A 14,972-nucleotide genomic window follows, 5' to 3' on the forward strand; every position below is an offset into this window, starting at 1 on the left:
AATCTGCTGATTTATCATCGCTCCCCCGCTCCTCATCTCCCCCGCTCCCCTGCCCCAATCGCTCCTCCGCTCCTCTCCGTGCTAAACCTCCATCAACCGATATCCCAACCCATGCACGGTTTCCACAAAGTTCCGGGGGGCACCTGCCTTGTGCAATTTCTTCCTCAGGGATTTGAGATGCGCCTTGACCGTTTCTTCGCCAGGGGGGTCGTCCATCGGCCAGATTGATTCCAACATGAAGTAGCGACTGAGGACTCGACGACCATGCCGCATCAGTAAATTGAGGATGGCAAACTCTTTGGGTGTCAGCCGCAGCGGCGTATCCCCATAGGTAACTTCATAGGTGTTGGGGTTGAGTCGGAGCGCTCCCCAGGTCAGGGTCGTGGTGGCACTGGTCTGGCCGCGTCGTAACAGCGCCCGAATTTGAGCGGTGAGCTCTGCCAGGTCAAAGGGCTTGACCATGTAAGCGTCGGCCCCAGCGTCGAGCCCCGCAATTTTGTCTTGGCGAGTATCGCGGGCGGTGAGCATGAGCACGGGCGCATGAATGCTGTGCGATCGCATCCGTTGACACAGGGCCAGCCCATCCAGGCACGGCAGCGTCACATCCATCAGCATGAGGTCGTAGGGCATGAGTCGCATGTGCTGCCAAGCGGTTTCGCCGTCAGTGGCAACATCCACGGTATATCGCATCGCTTCTAACGCTTCGGCCAGCGATGCCGATAGATGGCGATCGTCTTCGACTAACAAGATCCGCATAGCGACAGCATTGCCCTCTCTGGTAGGAGAGAGGCCCCCAAGCTCGTTCAACCTGCTCAATGACTTTCCTTGTTGGAAACGAGAACTGGCTTGGTGGCAGTCCAGGGCACCCAAGCCCCGGTGTCAGCCCCTAACCGCCTCACCGCCCTCAAGGAAAATCTTTTAGATGTTGGCATCATGCGTTTTGCCAGAGATGCACACGGTAATGCAGATTACATAAATCAAAAACTTTTTTATTGTCCGGTCAAGGCTTCGAAGCCAGAGATGACATCCAGGAGCTCGGCGGTGATGGCGCTTTGGCGCTGCTGGCGATATTGCCGGGTGAGGTCTTCGAGACGGTCGTCAATGTTGCTTTCGGCGGCCTGCATGGCGGCAAGGCGGCTGGCATTTTCGCTCGCGAGGGAGGCCGCCAGAGCCTGATACAGCGAAATGAACAGGTATTGTCGCACGAGCTTGAAAAACAGGGTTTCCGGATCCATCAGGGGGGTAGGTAAGCGGCGACTGGGCCAGGGGCGCTGCCGCAGTTGAGCCAGCCAAGCTTCATCAAGGGGTAGCGGCTGCACAATCACAGATTCGTAGGCGACGCTCGACGTAGGCCGGTTATAAAACAGCAGAATCCGTTGGTTGGGCACCAGGCCACGCGAGCCAATCGTTCCCCAGTGGGTTTGCCAGCGATCGATCATCAGCAACAGGTCTTGAACGGTGGCGGTAATGCCATCAACATTGCTGGGTACGGCAAAGGTTTCGTCGATTCGCAGGCCCAACTCTTGCAGCGTCGGCAGAGGGCGAGCACCGACGACGGCAAGGTGGCGCTGTTCAGCGATCGCGATCGGCGGATCGCCCAGGTAGCGATCGAGGTACTGGGCAATTTGCTGATTAAACTGCCCGCACAAGCCCTGATCAGACCCAAATAAAATGATGCCTAACGGATCGGGTGAAGACGAGGCTGGGGCCAACGCCGCCGGCGGCGCGACCGAGGCTGACTGCTGGAGCAAAATTTGCAGTCCCAGCTCGAGGGTGTGGGAATATTGCTGCAGGGAAGCCAGGGCCGCTTCGTACTGCTGAATGCTAACTGCCGCCTGGGCTTTCATAGTTTTGACCACCGATTGCAGATCTGCGGTGCTGCCGATTTGCGACTTGAGGGCTTCAGGGGTTTGCATTTAGACCTCACTATCTGCGGGGGACGATGGGGATGGCGCGGCGGCGATCGCATCATCAACGGCTTGGGCGGCCACGGCGAGTAGGGCAGCGCGATCGCGATCGGACAAGTTTTCCCCCGCCTCAATTTGGTCGCAAAGGTCCGCCCGTTCCCAGCGCACCGCCTGCCGAATGGCCGCTGTCACCCGCTGAATATCCGCTAAGGGCACCCCATCCAGTTCCCCTTCAGCCAGGGCGAGCAAGACCGCGATTTGCTCAGCAGCAGCCAGGGGTTCGGCTTGGCGCTGCTTCAACACCTCTTGCACCCGCCGCCCCCGCGCCAGGGTGTGGCGAGTATCGTCGTCGAGCTGGGTGCCAAAGCGAGCAAATACCTCCATCTCTTTGTATTGGGAATAGGACAGCCGCAGATCTCCCGCAACATCGCGATAGGCGGGGAGTTGCGTTTTGCCGCCCACCCGCGACACCGATTTTCCCACTTCCACGGCGGGCAAAATTCCCTGCTGAAATTGTTCTGGGGACAGATAAATCTGACCGTCGGTGATGGAAATCAAATTCGTGGGAATGTACGCCGCCAGGTTTTGCGCCTGGGTTTCCACAATCGGCAGCGCCGTGAGAGAACCGCCGCCATACTCTGGTTTCAGCCGGGTCGATCGCTCCAGCAGTCGCGAATGAATGTAGAAAATATCGCCGGGGTACGCCTCGCGCCCGGGGGGCCGACGCAGCAGCAGCGACAGTTCGCGATAGGCCCAGGCGTGGCGGGTCAGGTCGTCGTACACCACCAGCACATCGCGCCCCTGATCCATAAAGTATTCCGCCACAGTGGTGGCGGCGTAGGGGGTGATGTATTGCAGCGCCGGGGGATCTTCGCCCGTAGACATCATCACCAGACTGTAGTCCAGCGCGTCGCGATCGCGCAGGGTGGCAATGACGTTGGCGATCGCACTCGCCCGCTGCCCAATCGCACAGTAGATGCAAATCATGTCCTGATCATGCTGATTGAGAATGGTATCCACCGCGATCGCCGTTTTGCCGGTCTGGCGATCGCCCACAATCAGTTCCCGCTGGCCCCGCCCCACCGGAATCAGCGCATCCACCACCTTCAGCCCCGTTTGCAACGGCACCTTGACCGGGGCGCGATGGATAAACGGCGGGGCTGCCCGCTCAATCGGTCGGCGTTCTTTGGCGGCAATGGCCCCCAGCCCATCCAACGGTCTGCCCGTCGGATCAATCACCCGCCCCAGCAAGGCATCCCCGACCGGTACATCCACCACCCGCCCGGTGCGCTCTACCCGCTGGCCGACCTCCAGGTGGTCACTCGCCCCCAACAAAATCACCCCCAGCTCATCCGCGTCAAGGTTAAAAGCAATCCCCGGTACCTGCCCCCGAAACATCAGCAACTCATCGGCCTGGGTGTGAGGCAGCCCCGTAACCGTGGCGATGCTTTCGCTAATCGAGGCGATCGTCCCCACTTCCCGGAGTTGGGGGACTGGATCGCGATCGCGCTGGAGTAGCGCGTCGAGGGTGTCATGGAGCAGGGCGGTGAGCATGGGTGGAGTGGGGTGTGAGGGTGGCAGGGTGTGAGGGTGTGAGGGTGAGGTCGGTGGAGTGGGTGAGCGTGTAGGGTGCATTCGCGTAGGGTGCATTCGCGTAGGGTGCACCATTTCACCATGCCCCTCAAGAACGAGCCGATTGGCCTTGGGAATGAGAATCAGATTGGGCCGATCTCATTGTTTTTTCCAACGCCTGCAAATAATCTTCGGCACTCCAGGCAAGGTCATAGGCGTCATTTTGTAGCCGGATGCCGCAGAGGAGTTGGGGCGATCGCTCGAAGTGGATGGCTTGCCCATTCAGCAGATGAGTCTCACGCAGGGTTTGGCATAGCGCGGCCTGGCTGGCCTCGGAGAGGTCGTCACTGGTTTGTACGGTGACGGGATGATCAGCAAAGGCTGTAGCGATCGCCCGCCGCTGCCCATCATCCAACCCACGCAGCTTTTGTTGAAAGGCGTAGACAGTTTGCGCTTCTAAATCGGTGTTGGCAATATCCTGCAGCACTCGCCGCACGATCGCGACCATCTGTGCGCCAAATTCGGCTTGCAAATCGGTCAAAAGGCTGTGTTGCTCATGGGCCAAGGCGGTAGCCCATTGCTGGCGTTTGTGCGCGAGTTCGGCTTGAGCTTGCTGCACTTCTTGGTGGCGCAGCGCTGCCGCTTCGGCTTGGGCCTGACTGAGCAGTTGCTCGCGCTGGGCTTCCAGGGCTCGCTGAGCTTGGTGATATTCCTTCGCTGCCGCCGCCGCTTTCACTTGTTCGGCCTCGGCGGCATCCCACCGCGCCTGCATTTGGTCTTGTCGCTGATCAATCGTTTTGAGAATCGGCTGGTACAAAAACCGATGCAGCAAAAACAGCAGGATCAGAAAGTTGATGATCTGGGCGATGACCGTAAACCAGTCAATCAGCATGATGCCTTACCCTCCCCCCGCCTGCTCGATGAAGTAATTCCAAAAGGGATTGGCAAAGATCAAAATCATCGACACGACAAAACAGTAAATGGCGGTGGATTCCACCAGGGCCAAGCCCACAAACAGGGTGCGAGTGATGGTGTTGGCCTCGTCTGGCTGTTGGGCCAAGGCCCCCAGCGCGCGGGCTAACGCCAGACCTTCGCCGATCGCCGGGGCGATCGCGCCAATGGAGATCGTGAGTCCGGCGGTCATAATCGAGATCACGCCAATCCAGCCCAATTCGGTCAGATTTTCCATGGCTTGACTCCTAGATAAAGTGCCTGTCCACCCGTGATGGGCGAAGGTTGCTGGCTATGCCTGCCCCTCACTGGCCACGGTGGCATCTGCCGCGTCGGTTTTGGCCTGTTGTCGCCGCATCCCCGACGCGATGTAGACCATCGCCAAAATGGCAAACACATACGCCTGAATCACGCCGACCAGCAGTCCAAACGCCTGCATCACCACAGGAAAGAACAGCGGCACAATGGACAGCAAAATCGCCACCAGCAAACTCGTGCTCATGACATTGCCAAAAAGCCGAATGGCGAGGGCGATCGTGCGCGAAAGTTCACTGATGAGGTTGAACGGCAGCATGACTGGCGTCGGCTCGATGTAATGCTGGAGATAGCGTCCCCACCCCAAACTTTGAATGCCAAACAAGGGCACGGCGATGAACACGCACAGAGCCAAGGCCAGCGTGGTAGACAGTGACGCCGCTGGCGACATCAGGCCGGGGATGATCTCGATAATGTTAGCGGTCGCAATGAACAAGAATAAGGTGCCGATAAACGGCAAAAAGGGCCGCGCATCCTGACGGCTGGCGTCGCCGATTTGGTCACGCATGGCGGTCACGATAATTTCGACTCCGTGCTGCCAGCGCGATATGCGGTCTGGCCCGACGGCGAGGTGGCGCGTCACCCACCCGGCCATGAAGACTAGCACCAGCATCGTCACCCAGGAAAACACCAGCGTCGCATTGAGCTTAAAAAAGCCAGACTGCCAGTAAATGATGTGGTCAGGGGTGATTTCCATCGGCTTACCCCACCGCGTCCGGGGTGCGCGATCGCCCCAACGGCAAGCGCCGCATCAGCATGAACCGGGCCGTGACAAACCCGACCAGTCCCGCGATCGCTCGCCGCCAATCGCCCTGCATAATCAGGTAAAAGCCGAGGAGCGCGATCGCCATGCGCCCAAAGTAGCTGCCCACCATCAGCCGCACCGGCCACCCCGTGGTGGGCAACTGACGCACCGTAAACCACAGGCTGCCAAAGAAAAAGCCGCCTAACCCCGCACCCGCCAAAAAAGCCAGGATCAAAGTGCCCGCTGACATCTTTTACCTCCTTGCAGCGTTGATGCGAAAAATCACTGCTGTCTCGATGGTAAGCAACGATCAGCGGGAAATTTCCTGGCTGACGGAAGACTTAAAGTTCGAGTTGCAAAAGTTCAACTCTTGGCCCCTCTACTTACCAGTGCATCTTGTGGGGCGTCTCAGACTTGACGCGATCGCGGCCTTTTTTAGCCGAATCGCATGATCGCTGGGTCGCTGAGAGCCACAATGTAGAAAGGCTCGGTTTGTAAACATACACTGCTGCAACGCCAGGAAATCGGAGCTGTGAGCTAGGTTGAAGGCGTTGGGGCTGCTCTGGATATGGTTCGTCGCCGGATGCGGCGCTGTGTTTATCGCCCCGAGTCCACCGGCCACATCGCTCTGCTCAACGACGCTCGCGATGTTGCCCATCCTGGAGTGATCGCCCCTCCGCCATTAATTGCCATGTCATTTTCCCGCCCCCCTAGCCGCATTCATCCCAAAGTCAGTACGATGCCTCGACAACAGTCCGAGTCGTCGCACTATTTGAATCTGTACAAACTCACCGTCGAGCGCAAACGGCTGCATCAAGAACTCAGTAGCTTGGAGAAGCGCCGCGATCGCATCCAAAATCGGCTCGCGGCTTTAGACCAAGAAATTGATCACCTCAGCAACCAAGCCCGGGAAATGGGTGAAACCAGTGCGCCGACGCCGCGATCGCTATCAGAACCCAACAGCGTCATTTATCCACCCGCCAGAACCGATCAGGCTGATCCGTACAAAACCGTCACATTGGATTATTAAGTTTAATTTTTTCGCGCTTCAGAGCCGGCACAACGGTTGCTAGTTGGTAGATATCGGCAGGGTTGTGGCGCCTTTGTCTGACCGCAGTGACTGAATTTGGCATAATGCTCTGACCGAGTCAGAAAGCCCTATGTCTCCGACTGAGATTTTGCGCCAATTATTTGATACTGCAGTGGCCGCCGCTCAACCTGAATGCCGCATCCCCGCCTTTTTGCCACCGCCCCCCAAGGGCAAGACGGTGGTGGTCGGGGCTGGTAAGTCGGCGGCGGCGATGGCCCGGGCAGTCGAACAAGCCTGGTCGGAACCCTTGTCGGGGGTGGTGGTCACCCGTTACGGGCATGGTGCCGCGACCCAACGAGTGGAAGTGTTGGAAGCGGCGCATCCCGTCCCCGATGCCAATGGGATGGCGGCGGCGGAGCGCATTCTTGAAACGGTGACGCCGCTGGGGGCCGACGATTTGGTGATTTGCCTGATTTCCGGCGGGGGGTCAGCGCTGTTAACCCTGCCTCCCGTCGGTATTGGGTTAGAAGTGTTGGCCGATTTGAATCGGCAACTGCTGCGATCGGGCGCAGATATTGGCGAAATGAATGCCGTGCGCAAGAATCTCTCTCGCTCTAGCGGCGGGCGATTGGCGGCGGCGGCGTATCCGGCTCAGGTGGTGTCGTTGCTGATCTCCGACGTGCCGGGGGATGACCTGCGGGCGATCGCCTCGGGTCCCACGGTGGGTGACACGGCGACGGCTCAGGATGCGCTGCGCATTTTGCAGAAATACGACATTCATGTACCGCCGGAGGTGTTGGCCTATTTGCAAGCGAACCCGGATCCGGTCATCGCCCCGGGGGATGAGCGCCTGAGCACCACCACCAATCACCTGATCGCCGCGCCGCAGCAATCGCTGGAAGCCGCCGCCCAGAAGGCGCAAGCGTTAGGCTACCAACCGCTGATTTTGGGCAGTGCGATCGAGGGCGAGGCTCGCCAGGTGGGCATTGTGCATGCAGGCATTGTGCAGCAAGTGGTGCAGTATCAGCAGCCGATCGCGCCGCCTTGCATCATTCTCTCGGGGGGAGAGACCACCGTAACCGTGACTGGAGAAGCGGGGAAAGGAGGCCGCAACAGCGAATTTTTGCTCTCCCTCGCGGTAGCGCTCAAAGGGCGAGAAAAGGTGTGGGCGATCGCCTGCGATACCGATGGCATTGATGGCAGTGAAGATAATGCCGGAGCCGTGATTTGGCCGACCATCGTGCCCCAGGGTCGCGATCGCGGCTTCAAAGCGGGGGAGCTGCTGGCAGCCCACGATAGCTATTCGTTCTTTGAGGGGGTGGAGGCACTGGTGACCACTGGCCCCACCCTCACCAATGTGAATGACTTTCGCGCCATCTTGATCGATGCCTAGTTCGTCCTCTGCATCCTCCTCGGCGGCGCCGTGGTTGGGGCTGGTGGTGGGCAACACGCGACTGCACTGGGGACTCTTTTATCAACAGCAGTGGCAGGCCGTTTGGCACACACCCCATTTAACGGCGCCTCAAGTGGCAGCGTTGATTGATCAACAGTTTGACCTGGCAGCCTGGCGATCGCTCCAACTGCTCGATCAGGACACGCTCGACGAGTTGGCCCCGCTCACAGCCATTGCGACATCCCCATCGCCCCTGCGGCTATATGGCGCTTCCGTCGTCCCGGCCCAAACGGCACTGTGGCAGAGCTATTCTGGCTTCCGAGAGGTGACGCTGGCCGACATTCCCCTCGCCAATCTGTATCCCAGCCTAGGCATCGATCGCGCGTTGAACTTGCTGGGGGCGGGCGATCGCTACGGTTGGCCCATCCTGGTCATTGATGCGGGCACGGCGCTGACCTTCACCGCTGGCACGGCAGAGCGCTTCATCGGCGGAGCCATTTTGCCGGGACTGACCACCCAGTTCGCCACCTTAGCCGCCAACACCGCCAATTTGCCGACGGCTCACCTGCCGACAGCACTGCCATCGCGTTGGGCTAGCAATACCGCCGCCGCCATCCACAGTGGCGTCATCTATGGCACGTTAGCCACCCTGACCGACTATCTCCAAGCCTGGCAGCAGGAGTATCCCACGGGGTATGTGGTGTTGACCGGGGGCGATGGTTCCCGCCTTTATCAGTGGTGGCAGCAGCACCATCAAAAAACGCCAGGAATGGCCGTAGAGCCGCACCTGACGTTTTTCGGTTTAAGTCGTCTCCAGCCTGCTTTGCTGGCTACAGACCCGCAATTCTAGAGCGATAGATTTCCGGGTTGGTGCCGTAGGTCGCCTCTTCCCGGTGCGAATCGGCATACATTTCCTGCAGTCGGTTCACTCGGTTGCCGGGATCCGGGTGAGAGCTAAAAAATTCGGGCGTGCCGCTGCGCAGGTTTTGCATGAAGGAAATCAAGCCCCGTTGGTCATACCCCGCTTGTCCCAGGTTTTCGTAACCCAGTTCATCTGCCTCGTACTCAGCGGTGCGGCTATTGGGCAAAAACAGCGCCAGCTGCACGCCAATATTGACCAAGTCGTCTTGTGAAACTCCGAGTGCGCCGACAATGCCGTTGGCCAAAGTGATCTCCCGCATCCGGTTGATGGAGTGGCGACCCACAATGTGACCGATTTCGTGGGCAACGACCCCCGCCAGCTCGGCTTCATTGTTAGCGGCTTTAATCAACCCAGTGTTGAGGTAGACGAACCCGCCCGAGGTGGCAAAGGCATTGATGCTGTCGTCCGCCACGATTTGGAAGGTGTAGGGGATTTGGTTGCGATCGCTCACCATCGCCAACCGCTGCCCAATCTCGTTGATGTATTGCGAAACAGGGACATCCTGTCTTAGCACCCGGATCCCTTGTCGCTTGAGGGCGCGATCCGTTTGGCGGCCAATGTCAACTTCCTGTTCATCACTCAAATTTGAGAGTTGAACATATTGGATACCGTTAAAAATGAGATCAAAAATATTGATATCCGCTTTGGATGGCTGGGGCGTGGTGACGACTAAACCCGTAGCCACCACGAGCGCGATCGCGCCATATAGCCAGCGCCGACTCAATCGTTTTAGTGAGTGCATCAAATCATTCATGAGTATTCTGTTCCTGCCCTTGCGTTGTTCTGGCTCCTCACATCCCCTATTCCTGCGAATAGAGTGCCTAAATTGGTGGCTTAACTCCCATTGACGTTAAAATTTGCCTCGAAGTTGCCAGCGGGGTGATTAAATATGTGTTTGATGACATTGCCCCCGTTACATAGCTGACGCACAGATTCGCGTTGCAGCTGCTGACGGTCTTTGCGCGTTGCCCAGTCCAAACCCTGACAGTCGTCAACGGGTTTGCAACGTGTGGATAAACGGCTGATTGCAATCACATAGAGGAAAGTCTCACAATGCAAATTTTGGACGCTAAAGGTCGGCTGTTTGGCAAAGTCAGCTTGTTAGATATTGGAGCCGCTCTCATCATTTTGATGGTGTTAGTGGGAATTTTCATCTTTCCAGGAACCGGAGGCTCCGTGGCCCAAGTGGGCGGCGGCAATACTCGCCCCGTAGAAGTGGATGTCATGGTGCGGGGCTTAACGGTGTCTGATCCGGAAGGCTTCTTCCAAATGCTGCAAGAGTCCGAAACGACGAACGTCATCATTCGCAACCAGCCCCACGGCGAAGTGCGCATCCAAGACGTGCAGCAGCTACCGCGTAGCCAAGCGGTGCCGCAACCCGATGGCACCGTCAAGTCCTTTCCCGATCCGCGCCCAGAGATGGACTACACCATTGATTTGCTGATCACCCTGGCCGATGATGCCCTGATCACCGATAACGGCCCGGTCGTCGGCAACAGCCCGGTCAAAATCGGCACGCAAATCCAAATTGAAGGCGACCTTTACAGCTTTTACACCAGCACGGTGGGGGTGCGCATTTTAGACGCCGAAAGTTAGGCTAGGGCCGTTGACGTTCGGGCTCACGAACATGGCTGGTTCACGCTCTATCAAGCGATCGTCCCACCTCAATCGGTGGGTTGCCTTGTTCTTACTCTCGATGCTGGTGCCGCCCGTGCTGATCAGCCTGTCGTGGATTCTGCCGGGCGCGATCGCGGTGATCCAAACGGGCAGTTGTCCCCCCGCGCCACCCGATATTCCGCCTCATCCGTGTTCCCTGGGCCAGTATTTGGTGCGCATGACGGTGGGTGCCTGGGCATTGATGGGGCACCTGCTAACGTGGATGGCCTGGTTCGCAGTGAATTTCGTTCTCTGGGGCGTGGGATTGTTTGGCGTGGCCCTCTATCGCAGTTGGCGATCGCACTAAGGCATGGGGATTTAATGATGTGTAGACAGCTGTCTCGGCTGCTCCAGTGCAGACAAAATACCGGCCCGACAAAACTTGGTTTTCATCAAATCCTGATGCCTCAGCCCACCTGACATTTTCCCCTTTTGAGCGGGCTCCTGGGTCAAAGTCACCTGGCCACCCTGAGCGGCTGGGCCTCCCACCATCCGAGCAGCACCTGTTCCCCAGCGACTTACAATACGGGCTGGGAGATTGTGAGGCAGCCATCACCATGGCGAAAGCGCCAACTAGCTGGGTCGAAGATATCGTACGGATAGGAGTGCTGTGGGGCGGCGCGATCGCGATCGCGGCCATCTGGATCATGCTCGACCGCACGCCCCCCGCCTGGGATCAGGCCGAGCATTTGTCGCTCTCGATGAACTTTTGGTGGACGCTGCCCCACAGTTCCTGGTGGACTGCTGACGGCCTGCGTCATTTGTGGATGCTTTCCCCAAAATATCCCCCGGTGCTGTATTTGGTGACCGCGGGGGTGCATACGGTGTTCGGTCCGGGCGCAGATATCGCGATCGTCGCGAATGCCATCTTTGGGCTGATTTTGCTCATCGCGACCTACGGCCTCGGGCGGCATCTCTTCAGTCCCCAAATCGGCTTGCTGGCAGTCGGCCTCGTCCTGTTGATGCCGCGACTCGTCAAACTTTCGTTAGATTTTCAGCTTGACTATGCCCTGACCGCGCTGGTGGTGGCGAGTCTTTGGAGCCTCACGGTGTGGCGCGATGCACAGTCACCACTGCGGCAATGGCTTTGGGCCGGGGCCTTTGGCCTGAGCTACGGGCTGGCATTAATGACGAAGCAGTCAGCCCTATTATTTTTGCTGGTGCCCTTACTCTGGGTCGTACTCGCTACGCTTTGGCGGCGTCGTTGGGGGCGCTTACTGCAACTCGTGGTCGCGGGCCTGTTAACACTGGGCGTCATGCTGCCGTGGCTTTCGGTTAACTGGCTGTTTCAGTTCAGCATTATCGGCAATACGAATGTCGCCTCGGCCCAAGCGGAAGGCGACCCCATGCTCAACACCGTCGCCGCTTGGACGTATTACTGGCGTGATCTGCCCTCGGCTATTTCTTGGGGGCTGCTCATTGTGCCGTTAGTGGGGTTGGTGCTGTGGGCCGTGGGCCTGTTACCTGGTCGCAAATCAACCTTGCAGCTAGACGGCACTCCAGCGGGACGACTCTGGCTACTGGCCTACATCGTCGGGGGGTATGTGCTGTGGTCGGGCATTGTCAACAAGGACTTGCGATACATTGCCCCGGTGTTGCCCGCGATCTCGGTCCTGCTCGCCTGGGGCTTGGCCTGCTGGTGGCGCAAATGGCCCTGGGTGACGACTGCAACTTATCTGGTGGGACTGTTGACGGCTTTACTCACCCTGTTTCCCACGGGATTGCCCAGTTTGGATTGGGTGAGCCAGACCCTTGCCCCCAACGCGACCTTTTATCCCTACCTGGGCGAGCCTTACCCCCACGATGAGGTGATCGCCCAGGTGGCCCAAACCCAGCCCTACCAGCTTTCCACCGTGGGGGGGCTGCAATCCACAGCGGCGTTTAATCAGCACACCGTCAGCTACTACGGCAAGCTGGCCGACTATCAGGTGTATGGACGGCAGGTGGGCAGTCGCCCCAGCAAACATGAGCAAGATCTGCGATCGCTCTCCTGGTTTTACGCGCAAGGGGCGATCGACGCGCCTTGGCCGCCGCCAGCCAGCCCTGAGGATGAACAAGCCCAACTGGTCAATCTGTTAGCAGCCAGTCCCGACTTTGCGATCGACCAGACTTGGGATTTGCCCAATGCCACCCGCCTCTACCTTTATCGACGGCAGCAGTTGCCCGTGACAGTGACCACATTGCCAGAAACGGCCTGCACCAGTGATATCCCACAGCTTCGTCGGATTGATGTCCCCACGGCAGTGCCGCCGGGGCAACCGATTCCCGTGACTTATCAATGGGTGGGCCGTTGGGCCGCCCTCAGAACCGGGCTGGCCGTGCTGACCTGGGAGCCCACTGCGACAGAAGCAAGTTCGGTCGTGCGGCCCTGGATTCATGATCACGGGATTGGCTTAGGCACCCTGCGGCCCCATCCCATCCAACCGCAGCAAACCACACTCAGTGCGGCAGAAATCAACCCTGACGGATGTTTCCAAATCATTGAACGAACGGCGACCTTGCCCCCAGCGATGACTCCCGCAGGCAATTACCGCTTAGTCGCCCGCTATGTGGATAAAGCGGGTCGCGAATCGGCGCCCTTGTCAATTCCGGCAACGGCGATCGCGCTATCTCCCACAGCGGCCAGCATCGCGGCTCCGGAGGTAGATTGGGTGACGCAACTACGCGAAGTCAGCCAACTCTTGCCCCTGGGCCCCGACTATTTGGACGAGGTCTTTGATCCCATTGGGCGGTTGAATCTATACGATCCAATCCAAAACTATTTAGTCCAGGCTGAGCAGAGCCTGCAGCGCCGCTGGGAGGGTCCCGACGATGCTGTGAACTATGGTTACGGGCTCGTTCTCTCACAGGTCTTGCAACTCAAGGTCGATGAGGCGATCGCATCCCTAGAGCTCTTGGCCCAGCAAGATGCCGCCAATCCCTATGTCCATGCCTATTTAGGCTTCGTTAATCTGTATGCTTGGCGACCTCGCGCGGCTCAGGCAGCGCTAGCTCCCGCTTTGGCCATGGCTCCTGATGTGCCAGAAATTCAAGGCTTGAGTGCGATCGCGGCGTTGATGCAAGGCAACCTCTGGAGCGCCTGGCAAGCCGGGCAACAGGCGATCGCGTTACTCAATGCTGACGCTGAATGAGCCGACGATGGCGGAGCAATCTTCGTGCGGGTGACTCGGTGGGCGATCGCTTCCAGGCTCCGAGTATCCCCATTGAGCCATCTGTAATACCCCGAACATCCTAGGGGAACCAGTCGCCGCTAACCCGTCCCTAATGCTCCAGCCCTAACGCTCAAAGGTTTCGCGGGGAATGGAGCGGCGATACATCTCACAGAGATGGGCGATCACATCAATCAGCGTCAAGCGGTAGTCGAGCAAAATCTCTTCGCTCCGACCTTCCAGCTTCAGCTGCTTCGCAAAAGTCTCCATCAGCTCCATGTGGATTTCGACAATTTTAGAAACTGAGACATCGGCAAAAAAAGCCGTGTTGACCAAGCTATCGATCTTGTCATTCAAAGAACTGTTGTCTTTGAAATAGGACAGCACCAACAGGCGATAGTCTTTGCGGAGTTGGGCAAACAGAGCCGCTCGTTGCTCTGGGTCCAGGTTTCGGACAAAATTGCTCGGATCACGCTTATAAAACACCCCCATATATCCCAACCGTTCGCGCAGCTTCTCGGCGAGGCGCTGCTGCTGCAAACTCAAGGTGAAGTGAGGATCATCAGCCGACGGGGGAGCTACATCTTCAGTAGCAGGCTGCCCATACGGCAGCTTGAGAAACTGACTAATGGCCTGTTGGATGTAGTTATCGAGCTGTCTTAAATCAGAGGCGGCCACACAAATCACCTTTTCGTGATAGCTAACGGCCAGGGTTTGGCAGCTCGCTGAAACTTGGATGACGTTAGTCGGGGCGTGGTCTTCAGCGTCCGAATCGCACACCACATTACTCGCCAAATCAACCAGCAGCACTGGCAGCAAAATATCTTGCTCCTTGAGTTGCTCGAGCGGCGTGGCCAAGTCCGATGAAAATTCCAGCACTAAGCAATCAATACGATGGCGATTTTGCTGCGCCCATTGCAGAAAAGAAGTGATTTCCGGATCCGTATAAACTTGATAGGTGCGCTTATCCAGCACGGTTTCTAAGGCGTGTTGCAGCGAGCCACTGGGGGTAAAGCCGCCAACTAGAAAATGTGCATGCAAGGGTTTCAACTCTCTCAAATAATCAGGAACTCGGTTAGAACAGTTGACTTGGCAACAAGGGGATCACTCCTGCGGCACAATCAGATGAGAACTGAAACACTCTCTATCTCATCCTTGATGCAAGGGGATTAGTATGCCGTCAGGGCATAGAGCAGCTGTTTCAGCACAAACGTCTAATCCTGGTTATGCTACTGAAACAGTCGGACCTCGGTGAATCTATGGTGAGGTTTATACAACGGTATGAACGACAGATCCATAAGTTGACATGAGCGCCTGACAGCCTACGATGTT

15 protein-coding genes are annotated in these 14,972 nt (G+C 57.9%); 6 read left to right on the plus strand and 9 right to left on the minus strand.

Features of this window, described 5'->3' with window-relative positions; genetic code table 11:
- Positions 1 to 81 precede the first annotated feature (81 nt).
- The 7 genes from DYY88_RS02920 to DYY88_RS02950 all read right to left on the minus strand — a co-directional run bounded on the left by DYY88_RS02920 (position 82) and on the right by DYY88_RS02950 (position 5,740).
- Complete coding sequence (locus tag DYY88_RS02920; RefSeq protein WP_039725333.1) at positions 82 to 756, minus strand: response regulator transcription factor; 675 nt, start codon at positions 754 to 756, stop codon at positions 82 to 84.
- Between the two features lie 233 nt (positions 757 to 989).
- Positions 990 to 1,916 (minus strand): F0F1 ATP synthase subunit gamma, encoded by a 927-nt coding sequence (locus tag DYY88_RS02925; RefSeq protein WP_039725334.1) that lies wholly within the window; start codon positions 1,914 to 1,916, stop codon positions 990 to 992.
- Entirely contained in the window at positions 1,917 to 3,461 is a 1,545-nt protein-coding gene (locus DYY88_RS02930) for an alternate F1F0 ATPase, F1 subunit alpha (RefSeq protein WP_044150905.1), read from the minus strand.
- 127 nt (positions 3,462 to 3,588) lie between these two features.
- Entirely contained in the window at positions 3,589 to 4,371 is a 783-nt protein-coding gene (locus DYY88_RS02935) for a F0F1 ATP synthase subunit B family protein (RefSeq protein WP_044150907.1), read from the minus strand.
- A gap of 6 nt (positions 4,372 to 4,377) precedes the next feature.
- Positions 4,378 to 4,668, minus strand: coding sequence for a F0F1 ATP synthase subunit C (locus DYY88_RS02940; protein WP_039725335.1), 291 nt, complete (start codon positions 4,666 to 4,668; stop codon positions 4,378 to 4,380).
- A 54-nt stretch (positions 4,669 to 4,722) separates the two neighbouring features.
- Positions 4,723 to 5,442 carry a F0F1 ATP synthase subunit A gene (locus DYY88_RS02945; RefSeq protein ID WP_044150909.1) on the minus strand — a complete coding sequence of 240 codons (720 nt, stop codon included), beginning with the start codon at positions 5,440 to 5,442 and terminating at the stop codon, positions 4,723 to 4,725.
- A 4-nt stretch (positions 5,443 to 5,446) separates the two neighbouring features.
- A complete protein-coding gene (locus DYY88_RS02950; protein WP_039725336.1) occupies positions 5,447 to 5,740 on the minus strand; it encodes an ATP synthase subunit I in 294 nt (97 codons plus the stop codon).
- A gap of 318 nt (positions 5,741 to 6,058) precedes the next feature.
- Between DYY88_RS02950 and DYY88_RS02955 the strand changes: the two genes are divergently transcribed.
- The 3 genes from DYY88_RS02955 to DYY88_RS02965 all read left to right on the plus strand — a co-directional run bounded on the left by DYY88_RS02955 (position 6,059) and on the right by DYY88_RS02965 (position 8,763).
- Positions 6,059 to 6,520, plus strand: coding sequence for a hypothetical protein (locus tag DYY88_RS02955; RefSeq protein WP_130199307.1), 462 nt, complete (start codon positions 6,059 to 6,061; stop codon positions 6,518 to 6,520).
- Between the two features lie 130 nt (positions 6,521 to 6,650).
- On the plus strand, positions 6,651 to 7,913 hold the full coding sequence (locus tag DYY88_RS02960; RefSeq protein ID WP_044150911.1) for a glycerate kinase type-2 family protein: 1,263 nt from the start codon (positions 6,651 to 6,653) through the stop codon (positions 7,911 to 7,913).
- Positions 7,906 to 8,763: a pantothenate kinase gene (locus DYY88_RS02965; RefSeq protein ID WP_044150913.1), complete on the plus strand. Its 858-nt coding sequence runs from the start codon at positions 7,906 to 7,908 to the stop codon at positions 8,761 to 8,763. The genes DYY88_RS02960 and DYY88_RS02965 overlap by 8 nt, the downstream gene beginning before the upstream one ends.
- On the opposite strand, the gene DYY88_RS02970 is transcribed toward DYY88_RS02965, so the two are convergent.
- Complete coding sequence (locus DYY88_RS02970) at positions 8,744 to 9,589, minus strand: M48 family metallopeptidase (RefSeq protein ID WP_044150915.1); 846 nt, start codon at positions 9,587 to 9,589, stop codon at positions 8,744 to 8,746. The genes DYY88_RS02965 and DYY88_RS02970 overlap by 20 nt on opposite strands.
- A 299-nt stretch (positions 9,590 to 9,888) precedes the next feature.
- Here DYY88_RS02970 and DYY88_RS02975 point away from each other — a divergent pair, with 299 nt between their 5' ends.
- From DYY88_RS02975 to DYY88_RS02985, 3 genes are all read left to right on the plus strand, one after another.
- Positions 9,889 to 10,431 (plus strand): DUF4330 domain-containing protein, encoded by a 543-nt coding sequence (locus DYY88_RS02975; RefSeq protein WP_039725339.1) that lies wholly within the window; start codon positions 9,889 to 9,891, stop codon positions 10,429 to 10,431.
- Between the two features lie 31 nt (positions 10,432 to 10,462).
- A complete protein-coding gene (locus DYY88_RS02980) occupies positions 10,463 to 10,798 on the plus strand; it encodes a hypothetical protein (RefSeq protein WP_130199308.1) in 336 nt (111 codons plus the stop codon).
- 250 nt (positions 10,799 to 11,048) lie between these two features.
- Positions 11,049 to 13,622, plus strand: coding sequence for an ArnT family glycosyltransferase (locus DYY88_RS02985; RefSeq protein WP_044150916.1), 2,574 nt, complete (start codon positions 11,049 to 11,051; stop codon positions 13,620 to 13,622).
- 144 nt (positions 13,623 to 13,766) lie between these two features.
- Here the strand turns inward: DYY88_RS02985 and DYY88_RS02990 are convergent, their stop codons facing one another.
- On the minus strand, positions 13,767 to 14,681 hold the full coding sequence (locus tag DYY88_RS02990) for a circadian clock protein KaiA (RefSeq protein ID WP_039729279.1): 915 nt from the start codon (positions 14,679 to 14,681) through the stop codon (positions 13,767 to 13,769).
- Positions 14,682 to 14,972 lie beyond the last annotated feature (291 nt).

Origin of the sequence: Leptolyngbya iicbica LK (genome assembly GCF_004212215.1) — a bacterium.
In the GTDB taxonomy this organism is placed as follows: Bacteria; Cyanobacteriota; Cyanobacteriia; order Phormidesmidales; family Phormidesmidaceae; genus Halomicronema; species Halomicronema iicbica.

What these genes read in the sequence shown, in the direction of transcription:
- DYY88_RS02920 (WP_039725333.1), bottom strand. Translation starts at nt 756, where the DNA reads ATGCGGATCTTGTTAGTCGAAGACGATCGCCATCTATCGGCATCGCTG.
- DYY88_RS02925 (WP_039725334.1), bottom strand. Translation starts at nt 1,916, where the DNA reads ATGCAAACCCCTGAAGCCCTCAAGTCGCAAATCGGCAGCACCGCAGAT.
- DYY88_RS02930 (WP_044150905.1), bottom strand. Translation starts at nt 3,461, where the DNA reads ATGCTCACCGCCCTGCTCCATGACACCCTCGACGCGCTACTCCAGCGC.
- DYY88_RS02935 (WP_044150907.1), bottom strand. Translation starts at nt 4,371, where the DNA reads ATGCTGATTGACTGGTTTACGGTCATCGCCCAGATCATCAACTTTCTG.
- DYY88_RS02940 (WP_039725335.1), bottom strand. Translation starts at nt 4,668, where the DNA reads ATGGAAAATCTGACCGAATTGGGCTGGATTGGCGTGATCTCGATTATG.
- DYY88_RS02945 (WP_044150909.1), bottom strand. Translation starts at nt 5,442, where the DNA reads ATGGAAATCACCCCTGACCACATCATTTACTGGCAGTCTGGCTTTTTT.
- DYY88_RS02950 (WP_039725336.1), bottom strand. Translation starts at nt 5,740, where the DNA reads ATGTCAGCGGGCACTTTGATCCTGGCTTTTTTGGCGGGTGCGGGGTTA.
- DYY88_RS02955 (WP_130199307.1), top strand. Translation starts at nt 6,059, where the DNA reads ATGGTTCGTCGCCGGATGCGGCGCTGTGTTTATCGCCCCGAGTCCACC.
- DYY88_RS02960 (WP_044150911.1), top strand. Translation starts at nt 6,651, where the DNA reads ATGTCTCCGACTGAGATTTTGCGCCAATTATTTGATACTGCAGTGGCC.
- DYY88_RS02965 (WP_044150913.1), top strand. Translation starts at nt 7,906, where the DNA reads ATGCCTAGTTCGTCCTCTGCATCCTCCTCGGCGGCGCCGTGGTTGGGG.
- DYY88_RS02970 (WP_044150915.1), bottom strand. Translation starts at nt 9,589, where the DNA reads ATGAATGATTTGATGCACTCACTAAAACGATTGAGTCGGCGCTGGCTA.
- DYY88_RS02975 (WP_039725339.1), top strand. Translation starts at nt 9,889, where the DNA reads ATGCAAATTTTGGACGCTAAAGGTCGGCTGTTTGGCAAAGTCAGCTTG.
- DYY88_RS02980 (WP_130199308.1), top strand. Translation starts at nt 10,463, where the DNA reads ATGGCTGGTTCACGCTCTATCAAGCGATCGTCCCACCTCAATCGGTGG.
- DYY88_RS02985 (WP_044150916.1), top strand. Translation starts at nt 11,049, where the DNA reads ATGGCGAAAGCGCCAACTAGCTGGGTCGAAGATATCGTACGGATAGGA.